This is a genomic window from Caulobacter henricii (genome assembly GCF_001414055.1).
GTDB lineage: Bacteria > Pseudomonadota > Alphaproteobacteria > Caulobacterales > Caulobacteraceae > Caulobacter > Caulobacter henricii.
The window spans coordinates 2,846,789-2,861,244 of record NZ_CP013002.1; the positions used below are offsets into that span (position 1 = coordinate 2,846,789).

Annotated in this window: 14 protein-coding genes; 6 read left to right on the plus strand and 8 right to left on the minus strand. The window is 66.9% G+C overall.

Annotation, left to right across the window (positions count from 1 at the left end):
• Positions 1-3 precede the first annotated feature (3 nt).
• The 4 genes from AQ619_RS13265 to AQ619_RS13280 form a co-directional block, all read right to left on the minus strand.
• Positions 4-729 carry a hypothetical protein gene (locus AQ619_RS13265; protein ID WP_062148463.1) on the minus strand — a complete coding sequence of 242 codons (726 nt, stop codon included), beginning with the start codon at positions 727-729 and terminating at the stop codon, positions 4-6.
• A 68-nt stretch (positions 730-797) separates the two neighbouring features.
• On the minus strand, positions 798-1,019 hold the full coding sequence (locus AQ619_RS13270) for an alkylphosphonate utilization protein (protein WP_062148466.1): 222 nt from the start codon (positions 1,017-1,019) through the stop codon (positions 798-800).
• 95 nt (positions 1,020-1,114) lie between these two features.
• Positions 1,115-2,026: a site-specific tyrosine recombinase XerD gene (locus AQ619_RS13275; RefSeq protein ID WP_062148469.1), complete on the minus strand. Its 912-nt coding sequence runs from the start codon at positions 2,024-2,026 to the stop codon at positions 1,115-1,117.
• Positions 2,023-3,477 carry a hypothetical protein gene (locus tag AQ619_RS13280; protein ID WP_236849475.1) on the minus strand — a complete coding sequence of 485 codons (1,455 nt, stop codon included), beginning with the start codon at positions 3,475-3,477 and terminating at the stop codon, positions 2,023-2,025. The genes AQ619_RS13275 and AQ619_RS13280 overlap by 4 nt, the downstream gene beginning before the upstream one ends.
• 105 nt (positions 3,478-3,582) lie before the next feature.
• Between AQ619_RS13280 and AQ619_RS13285 the strand changes: the two genes are divergently transcribed.
• From AQ619_RS13285 to AQ619_RS13300, 4 genes are all read left to right on the plus strand, one after another.
• A complete protein-coding gene (locus AQ619_RS13285) occupies positions 3,583-4,152 on the plus strand; it encodes a shikimate kinase (RefSeq protein ID WP_084746024.1) in 570 nt (189 codons plus the stop codon).
• Positions 4,149-5,261, plus strand: coding sequence for a 3-dehydroquinate synthase (gene aroB, locus AQ619_RS13290; RefSeq protein WP_062148473.1), 1,113 nt, complete (start codon positions 4,149-4,151; stop codon positions 5,259-5,261). Before AQ619_RS13285 ends, aroB begins: the two co-directional genes overlap by 4 nt.
• 118 nt (positions 5,262-5,379) lie before the next feature.
• Positions 5,380-6,666: an HlyC/CorC family transporter gene (locus AQ619_RS13295; RefSeq protein ID WP_062148475.1), complete on the plus strand. Its 1,287-nt coding sequence runs from the start codon at positions 5,380-5,382 to the stop codon at positions 6,664-6,666.
• A 208-nt stretch (positions 6,667-6,874) separates the two neighbouring features.
• A complete protein-coding gene (locus AQ619_RS13300) occupies positions 6,875-7,243 on the plus strand; it encodes a response regulator (protein ID WP_062148478.1) in 369 nt (122 codons plus the stop codon).
• A gap of 273 nt (positions 7,244-7,516) precedes the next feature.
• Here AQ619_RS13300 and AQ619_RS13305 read toward each other — a convergent pair whose 3' ends face one another.
• From AQ619_RS13305 to AQ619_RS13315, 3 genes are all read right to left on the minus strand, one after another.
• A complete protein-coding gene (locus tag AQ619_RS13305; RefSeq protein ID WP_062148481.1) occupies positions 7,517-11,215 on the minus strand; it encodes a TonB-dependent receptor domain-containing protein in 3,699 nt (1,232 codons plus the stop codon).
• Positions 11,216-11,499: 284 nt separating this feature from the next.
• Entirely contained in the window at positions 11,500-11,922 is a 423-nt protein-coding gene (cdd, locus tag AQ619_RS13310; protein ID WP_062151674.1) for a cytidine deaminase, read from the minus strand.
• Between the two features lie 167 nt (positions 11,923-12,089).
• Positions 12,090-12,362 (minus strand): BolA family protein, encoded by a 273-nt coding sequence (locus tag AQ619_RS13315; protein WP_062148484.1) that lies wholly within the window; start codon positions 12,360-12,362, stop codon positions 12,090-12,092.
• A 58-nt stretch (positions 12,363-12,420) separates the two neighbouring features.
• Between AQ619_RS13315 and AQ619_RS13320 the strand changes: the two genes are divergently transcribed.
• Both AQ619_RS13320 and AQ619_RS13325 read left to right on the plus strand, forming a co-directional pair.
• Positions 12,421-13,071: a J domain-containing protein gene (locus AQ619_RS13320; RefSeq protein WP_062148487.1), complete on the plus strand. Its 651-nt coding sequence runs from the start codon at positions 12,421-12,423 to the stop codon at positions 13,069-13,071.
• 83 nt (positions 13,072-13,154) lie between these two features.
• Complete coding sequence (locus tag AQ619_RS13325; RefSeq protein ID WP_062148490.1) at positions 13,155-13,595, plus strand: hypothetical protein; 441 nt, start codon at positions 13,155-13,157, stop codon at positions 13,593-13,595.
• Here AQ619_RS13325 and AQ619_RS13330 read toward each other — a convergent pair.
• Entirely contained in the window at positions 13,579-14,310 is a 732-nt protein-coding gene (locus AQ619_RS13330; protein ID WP_062148494.1) for a phosphatase PAP2 family protein, read from the minus strand. The two genes, AQ619_RS13325 and AQ619_RS13330, sit on opposite strands and share 17 nt — an antisense overlap.
• Between the last annotated feature and the right edge of the window lie 146 nt (positions 14,311-14,456).

A 14,456-nucleotide genomic window follows, 5' to 3' on the forward strand; every position in this document is an offset into this window, starting at 1 on the left:
GGGTCAGGCTGCAAGCTTGAGAAGGCTGCCCGGCGGCATGTCCTGGCGAACCTGCTGATCCAGGTCCTCGGTCATCTTGTCGAGACCCTTCAGTTCTTCCTCGGCCTCATTGACCTCGTCGGAGCGCTCGAACCTGCCTGGCTGGGTCAGGATGCCCTTGGTCTTGGCGGTATTCAGTTCGTCCCTCAGGCCCCGGCTGACCTCACGCGTCATCTGGATGAACTCCTGGTCGCCCTGGGCATCCATCTTGGCCTCGTCCTCGAGGGTCTTGCGGGCGTTGGCGGCGCCCTCGGGATCGGTGGCGGCGTCGGGAAGGTTGGCGAAGTCCTGGCTGTAGAGTTCGCCGGACTCCTTGGCGGCCTTGCCGTAGTCCTTGACCGCGGTCTTCAGCTCCTTGGCCGCAGCGGCCAGAGCCTTGGCCATGGCCTTGGGGTCATTGGCGTAGATCTTCTTCAGCAGCTTCAGCCGGTCGACCACCTGCTGGAGCCTGGCCCTGGCCCGACCCTTGGCGTCACCGATGGCGTTCTTCTTGCCGAGCCGCAGCTCCTTCTTGAGCTTGACGAGTGCTTCGGCGGATTCAGCCGCCTTCCGGGCCTCTGGCGAGTTCGGGGCCGGCGTCGCGACCGCCGTTGCGCCCGCCTTGGGCGGCGCGATCAACGCCTTGTCCTTCGCATTCTTGCCATAGGCAGCCAGCGCCAGGGCGCCCGCCTGCGTCGTCACCGTCACCATCGGCCTTCCAGCCTCCTCCGGCGGTTCTCCGCCTGTCTGGAGGCCAGACCTAGCAAGCCAAGGTTAAGTTAGGCCTTCTTGACGAACTCGACGCGCAGGACAAGGCCGCGAACCTTTTCGACATTGGCCTCGATCTCGTCGGTATCGCCGGTCAGGCGGATATTCTTGACCAGGGTGCCGCGCTTCAGCGTGACGCCGCCCGAGCCCTTGACCTTGAGGTCCTTGATCAGGGTCACATTGTCGCCGTCGGCGAGAACGGTGCCGTTGCTGTCGCGGGTTTCGTCCGACATGGGGGAGCCTTGGGTAGGAGCGGGGCGTCAGGTTGAAACCCACACAAAATGCAGGGGCTTCCTAGAGGGCCCGGAGATCCTGCGCAAGGCGACGCTCAATCCTTCCGCCCCAGCGGATGCTTGGTCCTAACCACCTGGGCCAGATGGTCGCCGGCCACATGGGTGTAGATCTGGGTGGTGCCGATGTCGGCATGGCCCAGCAGGGTCTGGATCACCCGCAGATCAGCACCTCCCTCGAGCAGGTGAGTGGCGAAGGCGTGGCGCAGGACGTGGGGGCTGACCTTTTCGCGGTCGATGCCGGCGGTCATGGCCGCCTCTTCCAGCAGTTGCGACACCCGCCGCGCCGTCAACCGACCGGCCGACGAGCGGGACGGAAACAGCCAGGGACTGTCCTTGGCACCCCTGGGCAGGAACTGCGGCCGGGCGGTCAGATAGGCCTTCACCGCCGTCCGGGCGGGCGGGTTCAGGGGGGCCAGCCGCTCCTTGCCGCCCTTGCCCTTCACCGTGAGGAAGGCCGGATCCCGGGCCAGGGCATTGAGCGGCAGGGCCAGGAGCTCGGAAATCCGCAGGCCCGAGGCGTAGAGCAGTTCGATCATGCAGGCCAGGCGCAGACCCTGGCCGCCGTCCCGATCCGTCGCCGCGGCGATCAGAGCTTCGACCTCGCTGCGCGACAGCACCTTGGGCAGGGGCCGCCCGGCCTTGGGGGCCGCTACCCGCCGCGAGGGATCATCGGCCCGCCAGCCCTCCTCCAGAACAAAGCGGTAGAACTGGCGCACAGCCGAGCGTCGCCGCGCCGCGGTGGCCGGAGACAGTCCCCGGGCACCCAGGCTCTGGAAATAGGCCTCGATCGTCTCGGCCGGGGCGACATCCAGATCACCGCCCACTCTCGCCAGCCAGGCCCTAGCGTCGTCAAGATCCTTGCCATAGGCCGTGAGGGTATTGCGGGCGGCGGCGCGCTCGACAGCCATCATCTCGAGAAAGGCGTCGACCCAGCCGGCGGCGCTCATCGGGCTAGTTGCAGGGCCAGCAGGCCTTCGACCACCACAGCCCAGGCATCACCGGCCAGACCCACCCGGCCAAAGGCCTTGGCGATCCGGGCCCGGTCGGCCGGACCGGGTCCAGCCACGCCGGCATCCGCCGCCACCGCCAGGGCCAGCAAGGCGGCCTCGCCCTTGATCCCGGCGGTCGCCGCCTCATCCAGCAACATCAGCCTGGCCGTCGAGCCGGCCGGCTTGCCGACATCGAAACTGGCGAACTGGCCCCGCGCCTGGGCGCTCATGGTTCCCCCGAGGGTCGCCAGCAGCAGGGCCGCCGGCTGGGCCGGAGACTTGACCCCGTTCTGGGCCCCCAATTCGACCAGACGGTCCAGGACCTGGTTGTCGGCCTTGCCGGCGGCGGCGGCGAGCAGGGCATCCAGCAGGGCGAGGTCGGTGATCGTCGCCCCGGGGATCTGATCCTGGGTCAGGCGCGCGCGAATGGCCTGGGCCGTGGTCAGGTCGCCGGCGGCAAGGGCGGCGCGGGCAAACAGGACCGGATCGCGCAGGGGCGCATCCGCCTGGGCCAGGACCCTGATCGAGGTCGAGGCCGTTCGCGCTGCCTCAATGAAGGCCGCCAGTCCCTTGGCCTGGCGCAGGAAGGCCAGGTCAGAGGTCTCGATCGCGGTCAGATCCGCCCCGGCCAGGCCCGCCGAAAGATCGCTCGGCGCGCGGAGCACGGGCTTCAGCGCCGAGGACGCCGTGCCGGCCGCCGCCTGGATGTCCAGACCGAGCCTGCGCGACAGGGCATAGTTGACGCCATTGCGCAGATTGGCCGGCCCCGCCTCGCCGGAGCCCGCAAGCAGCGCCCCCATCAGGCGCGCATAGTCTGCATCGCGGGTCTGTTGCTGGGCCAGGGAAAAGGTCAGCTGGGCGGCGTCAGCCTGACCGGCCCGCGCCTGGCAGAAGGCCCGCAGCCGCAACCAGTAGCCGGCCCCGCGATCTACCGTCAGGGTGTCGCCGATGCGGCAAGCCTTGTCGTCGTCGCCCTTGATCAGGGCCGCCTCGGCTGCGGCCAGGGACAGGGCCGCGCTGCCGGCGAGGCCGGGCGCACGGTCAAGAACGGCGTCAGCGCCGCGGGCCTCTCCAAGGGCAATCAGGGCCATGGCCCGCGCTGCGGCCAGGTCCGGATCATTGCCGAGCCCCGCGGGTCCGGTCGCCCCGGTCGCCAGCACCCGAAGGGCGAGATCGGCGAAGGCCGGCGACAGGGGCCGAGCCGCCAGGCGGGGCAGCACGTCGCGGGCAATGTCCGGCGCGGTGTCCTTCCAGAGATCGGGTCCAAGATCGGTCTGGGCGGCCGGGGTCGAGAACAGGTCCGGCGCGGCCAGGGACTGCACCTGGACCTGGGCGAAGGCCGGCGCAGCGCCGCCCGCCAGCAGCAGAACGAGGAACGGCACAATGGCCCGGTGAGAGTGCGAACGCATGCGAGACTTCATGCTCCAGTTATGACCCAACACCACCGTCAGCAAAACCGGGTTCAGCTTAACTTGGCGCTTGGGCCAAGCCTCGTGTAAACCCGCGACCGCATCATGACCGACGACACCGCCAACCCGAATGAACCCCTGCGCCACCGCACCATCGTGCTGGTGGGCCTGATGGGCGTGGGCAAGTCCAGCGTGGGACGCCGCCTGGCCCAGGCGCTGGACATGCCGTTCCGCGACGCCGACAACGAGGTCGAAAGCGCTGCCGGCCGTTCGATTGCCGAGATCTTTGCCGAACTGGGCGAGGCCGCCTTTCGGGATGGCGAGCGCCGGGTTATCGCGCGTCTGCTCGAGGAGCCGCCGCACGTGCTGGCCACCGGCGGCGGGGCCTTCATCAATGACGAGACCCGCTCCCTGATCAATCAGAACGCCATTTCGGTCTGGCTGAAGGCCGATATCGAGCTTCTGGCCCGCCGGGTGGGTCGCAAGGATACGCGCCCCCTGCTCAAGAACCGCGACCCGGTCGAGGTGCTGACCGAACTGGCCGAGGTCCGCTATCCCGCCTATGCCCAGGCCCATGTTCATGTCCAGACCGGCGACACGCCGCACGCCGTGGCGGTGGACGCTGTGATCGCGGCCCTGCGTAACCGTCTGGACCAGGAGTCGTTTCAGCCATGACCCGCACCGTTGCCGTCGGCCTGGGCGACCGCACCTATGACGTGATGATCGGGACGGGCCTGATCGACCGGGCCGGCGACCTGATCGCCCCCCTGCTCAAGCGCCGGCGCACGGCCGTGGTCACCGACTCCATCGTCGGCGAGCACCATGGCGAGCGGCTGTCGGCGGCCCTGCACAAGGCCGGCGTCGCGGTCGACATGATCGTGGTGCCGCCCGGCGAGGAGACCAAGAGCTTCGAAGGTCTGGCCGACCTGTCCGATCAGCTGCTGGCCCTTGGGCTGGAGCGCGGCGACATGATCATCGCCTTCGGCGGCGGGGTTGTCGGCGACCTGACCGGCTTTGCGGCCGCGATCTACAAGCGCGGCATCGACTTCATCCAGATTCCCACCACCCTGCTGGCCCAGGTGGACAGCTCGGTGGGCGGCAAGACCGCCATCGATACCCCGCGCGGCAAGAACCTGATCGGGGCCTTCCACCAGCCGCGCCTGGTGCTGGCCGACCTCGACGTTCTGACCACCCTGCCCGCCCGCGAACTGGCCTGCGGCTATGCCGAGATCATCAAGTACGGCCTGCTCGGCGACTTCGCCTTCTTCGAGTGGCTGGAGGCCAACGTTGCCGCCGTGCTGCAGCGGGATGTCGAGGCTCTGGTCCGCGCCGTCGGCCGCAGTGTCGAGATGAAGGCCGAGATCGTCGCCGAGGACGAGAAGGAAGCCGGTCGCCGCGCCCTCCTGAACCTCGGCCACACCTTCGGCCACGCCATCGAGGCCGAGATGGGCTTTGGCGACGCCCTCAAGCACGGCGAGGCCGTCGGGGTCGGCATGGCCCAGGCCTTCCGCTTCTCGGCGCGCCAGGGCCTGTGCTCCAGCCAGGACGCCGTCCGCGCCGAAGCCGCCATCAAGGCCGCCGGCCTGCCCACCCGCATGAGCGACATCCGACTTGAGCCGTTCGCCGCCGACGCCCTGATCGCCCACTGCGGCCAGGACAAGAAGGCCGAGGGCGGCATGCTGACCTTCGTGCTGGTGCGCGGCATCGGGGATGCCTTCGTGGCCAAGGACGTCGACCGCGCGGCGCTCAGGGCGTTCCTGATCGAGGACGGGGCGGCGGGTTAGGTCCGCTTTCCAACCCGAACCGACTTTCAGCCTGTCCGCTCGCGGCACCCGCAGGATGACGGCCGCATCCGCAGCGTGAAGGTCTTGTCCATCGAGGCCTAGGGCGTAGAACACCGCCATGATCGCTGCTCTCCTGGGCCTTGCCCCCATCGTCCTCGCCCTGCTGGCGATTTCGGCCCTGTTCTCGGCCGCCGAGACCTCGCTGACGGCCGCCAGTCGCGCCCGGATGCACCAGCTGGAGCGCGAGGGCGACCGCCCCGCCAAGCGGGTCAACAAGCTGCTCTCGGATCAGGAGACGATGATCGGGGCGGTCCTGCTGGGCAACAACCTGATCAATATCCTGGCCTCGGCCCTGACCACCCAGGTGCTGACCGCCGCCATACCGGGCCCCTGGGGCGTGGCCGTCGCCACCGCCGTGATGACCGTGATGGTGCTGGTCTTCGCCGAGGTGCTGCCCAAGACCCTGGCGATCCTGAAGTCCGACGACGTGGCGCGCTTCCTGTCGGGCCCGACCCTGCTGGTGGTGCGACTGTTCGGACCGATCATCTATGCGATCCAGTGGATCGTGCGCCGCACCCTGCGGCTGTTCGGCGTCAAGCTGGACATGGCCGTCGACGTGCTGGCCGCTCACGAGGAGATCCGCGGCGCGGTCGAATACCACCACTCCGAAGGCCTGGTCGAAAGCGGCGACCGCCGGATGCTGGGCGGGGTGCTGGACCTGTCCGACATGGACGTCTCGGACATCATGGTCCACCGCAAGTCGATGGTCATGTGCGACGCCGACCTGTCACCGCGCGAGCTGGTGGCCGAGGCCCTGGAGGCCCAGCACACCCGCATCCCGCTCTATCGCGACGATCCCGACAACATCATCGGGGTGCTGCACGCCCGCGACCTGCTGCGGGCCCTGGCGGAATCGGAGGGCGGCATCGACGCCCTGGATATTGCCGCCATCCTGCGCGAACCGTGGTTCATCCCCGACACCACCAATCTGAAGGACCAGCTGAACGCCTTCCTCAAGCGCAAGAGCCACTTCGCCCTCGTCGTCGACGAGTATGGTGCCCTGCAGGGCCTGGTGACCCTGGAGGACATTCTCGAGGAGATCGTCGGCGAGATCGACGATGAGCACGACACCAGCGTCGAAGGGGTGCGCCGACAGCCGGACGGGTCGGTCAATGTCGACGGTGACGTGACGGTTCGCGACCTGAACCGCGCCATGGAGTGGGGCCTGCCCGAAGACGAGGCCGTGACCATTGCCGGCCTGGTGATCCACGAAGCCCAGACCATTCCGGAGCCTGGCCAGACCTTCATCTTCTACCAGCACCGGTTTCAGGTCCTCCGTCGGCAGAGGAACCAGATCACCGCCCTGCGCATCAGCGCCAAGCTGGACGAAGGGGTCCAGGTCTGACGGCGGAGCGCGGCAACGCTTTGGGGCAAGGGCGGCTCAGGCCCGTTGCGGTACACCGAAACCGCCGTGATCCGTGCACGGACTGCCAATCCCTTACCGGTGAAAAATGGATGACCGCCGCAACTGCCCCGCGACAGCCGGCTGACCTGTGCTAGCCTTGCCTTGAGCCTCTCTGCGGGTCCTCGCAGAACGCTACGGAGTTGGCGGCATGAAGTCCTTGTCCACACTGAGGGTGCTGGTGGTCGAAGACGAAGCCCTGGTCTCCATGCTGGTCGAGGACATGCTCAGCGACCTGGGCTGCACGGTGATCGGACCTGCAGCGGAACTCGAGGAAGCCCTGCGCCTAGCCGGCTCGGCCGAGATGGACGCCGCCCTCCTGGACGTCAATCTGGGTGGCCGGCCGATCTTTCCGGTCGCCGACGCCCTGAAGGCCCGCGGCGTGCCGTTCGCCTTCGCCAGTGGCTACGGCGCAGCCGGCCTGTCGGAAAGCCACCGGGGATCACTGGTGCTGCAGAAGCCCTTCCGCGAGACCGATCTTCGACGCGTGCTGGAAACTCTGGCCGACCAGATCGACTGAGCAGCCCGCGCCGAGTGTGAAACGATCACCGGGCCCGAAGAGGGCCTGAAGGCCTGACCCAAAGCCCGGGCGACTGTTATCGCCCCCGAACAGCGCATCGCGGTCCGGCCGTCTTCATCCCACAAACCCTGCCGTGACTGACGGCGGGCTCTACCGCACCCCTTGTGATGACCATCCGCCATGAAAAAGGCCCCTCGCCTGGATGGCGAGGGGCCTCTTCAGTCGGTGAGGCGGGGCAAGGGGCCTTTCGGTCCCCGCCCGGCCGCGCCAGGTTTAGAAGCGGACGTTGACCGACATCTGCCAGGTCCGGCCAGCGGAGCTGTAGATCGCGCCATCGCGCTGGTCTTCGAAGCGCTTGTTCGCGACGTTGTTGACGTTCAAGCGCGCTTCAACGTCCTTGGTCACGTCATAGCTGAAGTACAGGTTGTAGACCTCGTAGCCCTTGCGGGTGAGGTAGGCGTTCTGCTCGATCGTGGCCGGGGTGGCACCGTTGAAGCGGATGGTGTCGCTCACGGTACCGACGTTCAGGCTCGTCGAGAACTTGTCCAGGCTGTAGGCAATCGTCGTGCTGGTCTGCCAGCGCGGCGTGCCGATCGAACCGAGGTATTGCTCGGTGTCGGCCGGCAGGCCGGTACCGCTGAAGCTGGACTCCAGGATCCGGTACAGGTTGCTGTTGACCGAGATACGGCCCCAGTCGCTGTCGCTACCCAGCAGTTCAGCCACATCCTTGCGATAGCTCACCACCACATTGGCCGCGCGCAGGTTGGTCTGGGCGAGGTTGAGGTAGGTCGAGCTCCAGCCGTCCTTCAGCGCGAAGCGCGTGGTCGTCGAGGGTTCGGTACCGGTCGTGTAGCGGGCAAACGAGTCGCAGGTGTTGGTACCGAACTGGCTGATGTTGTTCGGATAGGCCGCCGAGTCATAGCAGTAGGCCGTCAGCTGATCCAAGGACACGCGGCTCAGCTGATCCTTCAGCTGGATGTCGACATAGTCGACCGACATCTTCAGGTTCTTGATGAACCGCGGCTCCAGAACGACGCCAGCCGTCCAGCTTTCGCCCCGCTCGGGCTTCAGACCCATATTGCCGAAGCGTGCGCCCAGCAGCGATTGAGCCGGAGGGGTGAAGCTGTTCAGGAAGTTCAGGGCATCGGTGTCATTGGTCGCGTAACCGGCGGCCTTGACGGCTGCGATACAGTTGGCCTTACGCGCAGCGGGGTTCACGCCCGAACCGATGTTGCCCACGGTGCAGGGATCGGCCGGAGTCGTGAACGCCGGCTGGCCACCGAGGAACAGTTCAACACCGTCCGGCTGGCGCAGCGAACGGGTCACGTTACCGCGGAAGGCGATGTCCTTGATCGGCTGGAAGGTCGCGGCCAGCGACCAGATCTTCGACATATCACCGTCGTACTTCGGATTGATCGTCTTCCCGAGCGCGTTGATGAAGCTCGGGGCCTTACCCGACTGCTTGGACCAGCGGATCGCCGGGTTCAGTTCCAGGCGCTGCGCGAACGGCAGGCTGAAGTCACCCCCCAGCAGCGGGATATTGAGCTCGACGCCGTACTCCTCGGCATTGGTCTCATACTGGGTGCGCGCGATCGCCGCCGAGCGCGTGCGGCCGTACTGCGAGATTTCGTCGACGCCGTAGTCGTTTTCGGTCGTACGACGTTCGGCCGACAGGGCCACGCCCACCGGGCCGCCCGGCAGTTCGAACACATCGCCGCTCACCGAGCCTTGCAGGAAGGTCTGGGTGTTCTCGAAGGCAAAATACTGCTGCGCGGTGACATAGGACTTGGCCGCCGCCGACATCTGACCGAAGCCGAACGGGTTCAGCGGCTGGCAGCTGTCGATCATCGACTGGGTGACGACCGGCGTGAACGGCTGCTTGGCGATGATGCCGCTGGGCTGGAGCTGGTCGACCAGGTTGACCGAGACGCCAGCCGGGGTCTTGCCGAGATAGAGCGCCGGATTGGTCTTGGCGCGGCAGACAATGTTGCCGCTGCCGTCGCGAACGGCGTCGATCGCGAGCCCATACTCGACGTCCTTGATGCCCTGGAAGTCAACGCGACCGGTCGAGCGACCCCAAGTGTAGGACGAATCCCATGACCAGTTACGGCCCAGAAGGTCGAAGTCGCCCTTGGCCCCCTGCACCAGGTTGGTGGTGTCGGTCTGACCCCTCATGGGGTTATCGCCCAGGATGTCCTGGTTCGAACGGGCCATGATGAAGTTGTTGACGCTGTTGACCGCGCCCGAAGAGATCAGCAGTTGGCGCGAGGAGGCGCTGAGGAACGGGTTGTCGGCGCTCAGCACCAGACCCGACGTCTCGATTGCGGTCGAGGTGACCGCGTTGGACGACGCCGACTGGCGCGGCAGGGACGTCGTGATCTTCGAGAAAATGTTCTGCGAATAGAGCGTCACATTGTCAGTGAGGTCGAAGGTGCCGAACAGGGTGGCGACCTTACGCTTCTGGGCATTCTGGATCAGGTTATAGCGGCTGGCGTCGATGCCCTTGGTGCCGGGCGCGGCGCTGACCGTGCCCTGTTGCGTCGCACCGATATTGGCGAACGAATAGTTGACCGCCTCGCCATTGTCGTTGAACCGCACCGGACGGGCGATGAACGGGAACAGGTTACGCGTCGCCGGGTCGGTATTGGCCACGCGCGGGATGTTTGAATAGAGCGAGCCGACGATCAGATTGATGTCGGTGTTCGGGTTCTGGGCCAGATACTCGCGCAGGGTCGGCAGCTTGCTTTGCAGCACGTTGACGGCCAGCGTGGTCAGCTGGGTAGCGCTCAGGCCCGCAGGCGCGGTCACGCCATAGCGCGCGAACACGGCGGCGGCGGTGACGCCGGTCGGCAGTGAGGTCGGGGCAAAGTTCGGGAAGGTGCCCGAAGCGGCCGTGGTGCTGTAAAGACCGTTGCCGGTCGGGATGCCCGGAGCCAGTTGGCTGGTGCTGGACACGAAGGCCACCGAACCGCCGCCGTTGATGCAGCCCACCACGCCCACGATGCCCTGCGGGCAGGTACCGGTAGCCGACGACGGGAAGAAGGCCACGCCCGACGGCCACTGCAGGGCGTTGCGGGCATTGTAGGCGTAGGCTGTCGACGGCATGCCGTCATCCGACGTGCGCCGGAAGGCACCGTTGTTGAGGCCGGCGACGTCGATGACGGCGTTCGGCAAGAAGCTCGTATTGCGGACCGAGCCGTTGAAGGCGTTCGTCACCGCCGAGGCGGTGTCGATGATCCACGGACGCTTGTCGGCATAGAGCGCATCGGTCTTGGTATACTCGAACGAGGCCGCGAGGTTGGCCCGGTCGTTCAGCAGGTTCGTACCGAAGATCGCGTTGAAGCTGTAGCGATTGGCATCGCCCTTGTCCGTCGTACGGACCGCGGTGCGCACTTCGGCACCTTCGTACTTGTCCTTGATGATGTAGTTGATGACGCCGGCGATGGCGTCCGAACCGTAGGCGGCCGCGCCGCCGACGGTCAGGGTGTCGACCCGCTCGATCATCTGGGCGGGGATGGCGCCGATATCGACCTGCGAACCTGCGGAGTTACCCGACACGAACAGGGTGGCGGCGTTGCCCGACACCATCCGGCGGCCGTTGACCAGGGTCAGGGTGCGCTGGGGTCCAAAACCGAGCAGGTCAGCGAAGGCGCTGCCCAGGCTCGAGGTCTGACCGCCGTTGCTGCCGTACGGGCTGGCACCCGAACCGACCTGCGGCTGGCTCAGCACGATGTCGAAGGCGTTGTTGAAGCCACGCTGGATGATTTCTTCCTTGGTGACCTGAACGCCCGGGATGGTGCCGTCGAACTGCGGGCGCTTGATGCGCGAACCCGTGACAATCACCTCCGCGACCGTTGCCGGCTCAGCGACAGCCGCAGGCTCCAGGGGCTTGGTCTGCGCCATGGCGGCAAAAGGCGTGGCCATCACGAAGCCGGCCAAGATCGAACCAGTCAGCAAGAAAGTCTTATTCATGGCGCTCAAGGCCCCCCTTTTATGTGACGCAGAAACTGACGCGCGGCGAAATGCGTCCCGGACAATTCCCAAAAATGGATTGGCGAACCTAGCTTCACTGATCAGAAAGCCAATGCCCCGCGACACAATCGCGACACAAATCCGCCCAGAATGTATCTTTCCGGCCACAAAACAGGCGGGCCATGAATCCCGCGCGAGCACAGGCACAGGGCATGGCGCAGAAGGGAAGCGGTCGACGCGGTAGCCCAGTGTTCTGACAGACCGGAAGCGAAGGTCGCGCGTTGTTAGCGGGCCAGATCCCGCGGCCCGAAGCTCTCGGGCAACAGGTCCCAGAAGGCCACCCGCTTCGTCGGGGCTCCATCCTGGACCGAGACGATCTCGCAGCCCTCCGTCGCAAACTCGGCGATCCGCTGACGACAGGCACCACAGGGCTGCACCACGGCATTGGACCCGGCGGCGATCAGGACCTTGCTGATTCGCCGGGCCCCGGCCGTGACCATGGCCCCGATCGCGGTCTGCTCGGCGCAGGTGCCTGAGGGATAGGCCGCATTCTCGACATTGACGCCCAGATGCACCTCGCCGGCCTCGTCGATGACGGCCGCGGCGACAGTGAAGTTCGAATAGCGGGCATAGGCCCGCGCCAGCAGAGCCGGCAGGGCGGCGGCGGCCCTGGCTTCAAGAGTCTCGACGGTTTCTTCCACGGTCATGGCGGCCCTCATGTCGGCTTCAGACAGGATCGAGCGGGCCAAATGACGGCTCCGTCGCGCTCCAGGTCCAGAATCAGGGTCGCAAAACCCCGCCCGGCCTGCTCGCGCCGGGGGCAGAGGCAATCAGTCGCGGGACCGGCGCGCAAGCCAAAACCGGACGGCCGGCCTCAGCCTTCGTCAGGCGCCGTCGCAACGATCGACAGGGCGTGAACAGGACCCGCCAGTTCTTCGGCCAGCACATGGTAGATCATGCGCTGACGGGCTACGCGGCCCTTGCCCGCAAAGGCCTTGGCCTCGATCACGAGGTTGAAATGGCTCTCGCCGCGACCGGTGTGGCCGGCATGGCCCTGGTGGCGGTCGCTCTCGTCCTTCAGGTCGAGCTTGGAGGGCGAAAAAGCCGCCTCGAGCTTGCCTCGAATGGTGTCTGATACGCTGCTCATGTCGCTCTCTTGCATGTCAATCCTTGAACACAAATAGCTGCGGCTTACTCTAGGCGTCATGAGCCGTGAGTTCGAATACCGACCCAAGTTTTTTGACATCCGTGTCCGCCCCCCCAAGGAGGGTGAGAGCGCGCAGCCTGACGTCCTCGGCCTGAAGCCGGGGGAGAAGCGCTGCGACCATCCCGACTGCCGCCTGGCTGGATCCGCCAGGGCTCCGAAGGCGCGCAACATGCCCAACGAGCACTACTGGTTCTGCCAGAAGCACGCGGCCGAATATAACAAGAACTGGAACTTCTTCGCCGGCATGAACGAGGCCCAGATCCGCGCCGAGCAGGAGACCGAGAAGGTCACCGGCGGCCGGCCCACCTGGAGCTTCAAGGCCGACAGCCGTTCTCGCGAAGCCGCCGCCATGGCCGCACGCGACGCCCGCCACATCGCCGACCCGTTCGGCCTGTTCCGGGCCCAGCAGCGCAAGGCTGAGGCCGAGCGTGCGGCGGCCGACCGTCATCTAGGCAAGCTGGAACGCACCGCCCTGGCCGATCTCGACCTCGACGGCGGAGCCGACGCGGCAACGATTCGCGCCAAGTACAAGGAACTGCTCAAGCGCTGCCACCCGGACGTCAACGGCGGCGACCGCAGTGCCGAGCACAAGCTGCAGCGGGTGATCAAGGCCTACAAGACGCTGCAGAAGGCCGGACTGACCACCTAGGGACAGGGGGCCTTGCGGCGGCCGCCGGCTGCCGCCATTCTCCGCGCGCGTTCGGCGGGACGGGCGCGAGGGACAGCCAGATCATGACCGACCCCGATTCGGGGCCCAGCCTCGCGACTGCGCCGACCCCGGTGACGCCGACGCCCTTTGGCAAGCCCTGGAGCATCTGGTTCTGGGGCAACCTGATGTCGGCCGCCGGTGTGGCCCTGGCCGTGGCCCCCTATCATACGGCCCAGCTCTTCCACGCGCCGCTCGAGGCCGCCGCCGAGCCCTGGGCGCGGATGCTCGGCCTGATGCTGATCGCCTATTCCCTCGCCTATCATGTGGCCGGCTGGACAGGTCAGAGGACCTATATGCGCGCCTCCGTGGCCCTGCGTTGCGCCTCGCCCATTGTCATCGGGGCCCTGGTCCTGACCGGAAACCTGCCGCGGCACTGGATCATCCTGGGGATCGTCGATCTGGCCGGCGCGGCCTGGACCTCGGCCGAACTGGCCTGGCGCCCCAAGATCAAGCCGGTCGCCTGAGGCTCTGCCAGCGGGTCACAACGGAAGCCGCCAGCCAGCAGACCATGGCCCAGGCTGCGCCCACGCTCCAGCCGGCCAGAACGTCGCTGGCCCAGTGCACGCCCAGATAGATGCGGCTGACCCCGACCAGAAGGGACAGGACGATCGCCGCGCCCAGGGCCAGGGCCTTCAGTCTCCGCCCCTGGACGAAACGGGCCGCCATGGCCCCGAGCGTCAGGAAGACTACCGCCGACAGCAGGGCGTGGCCGGATGGAAAGCTGGCATTGATCGTCTCGAGGGCCCGGTAGTCCGGGCCGGGTCGCTCCCGACCGAAGGCGGCCTTCAGGCCCTGACTGAGCGCCAGACCCCCGCCCGCGCAGATCAGGAGCAGCAGGGCCTGTCCCCAGCGCCGGAGCACCGCCAGAATCGCGCAGGCCAGCAGGATCAGCAGGGCCAGAACCGTCAACGAGCCCAGGGCGGTGATGTCCGTCGCCGCGCCAGCCAGCCAGTGAGGCCCGATCAGGTCATGTGACCTGCCGGGCCGACGCAGGGCCATGAGGATGGCCCTGTCCAGGGTTTCGGTCTCACCCTCGGACACGGCGTCGGCGATCGCCAGAAAGGCCAGCAAGCCCAGGGTGGCGACCAGCACGGCGAGGCTAGCCCCCAGGTCGCGCCGGGCCGTCCTGACCAGCACGGCAAAGCCGCGCCGGGCCGAAGCATTCAAGGACAGGATCATCACGCCAGAACGCGCCCCGGCGCGCGAAGCTCCCGCCGGAGCGCTCTGCGGGAACATGATCGAACATGAACAGGAACTGACCATGGCCGTTCATGTCGGGGCCACATGCCCCTCCCTAGGGTGAGGACATCGAAAAGGAGACCGCC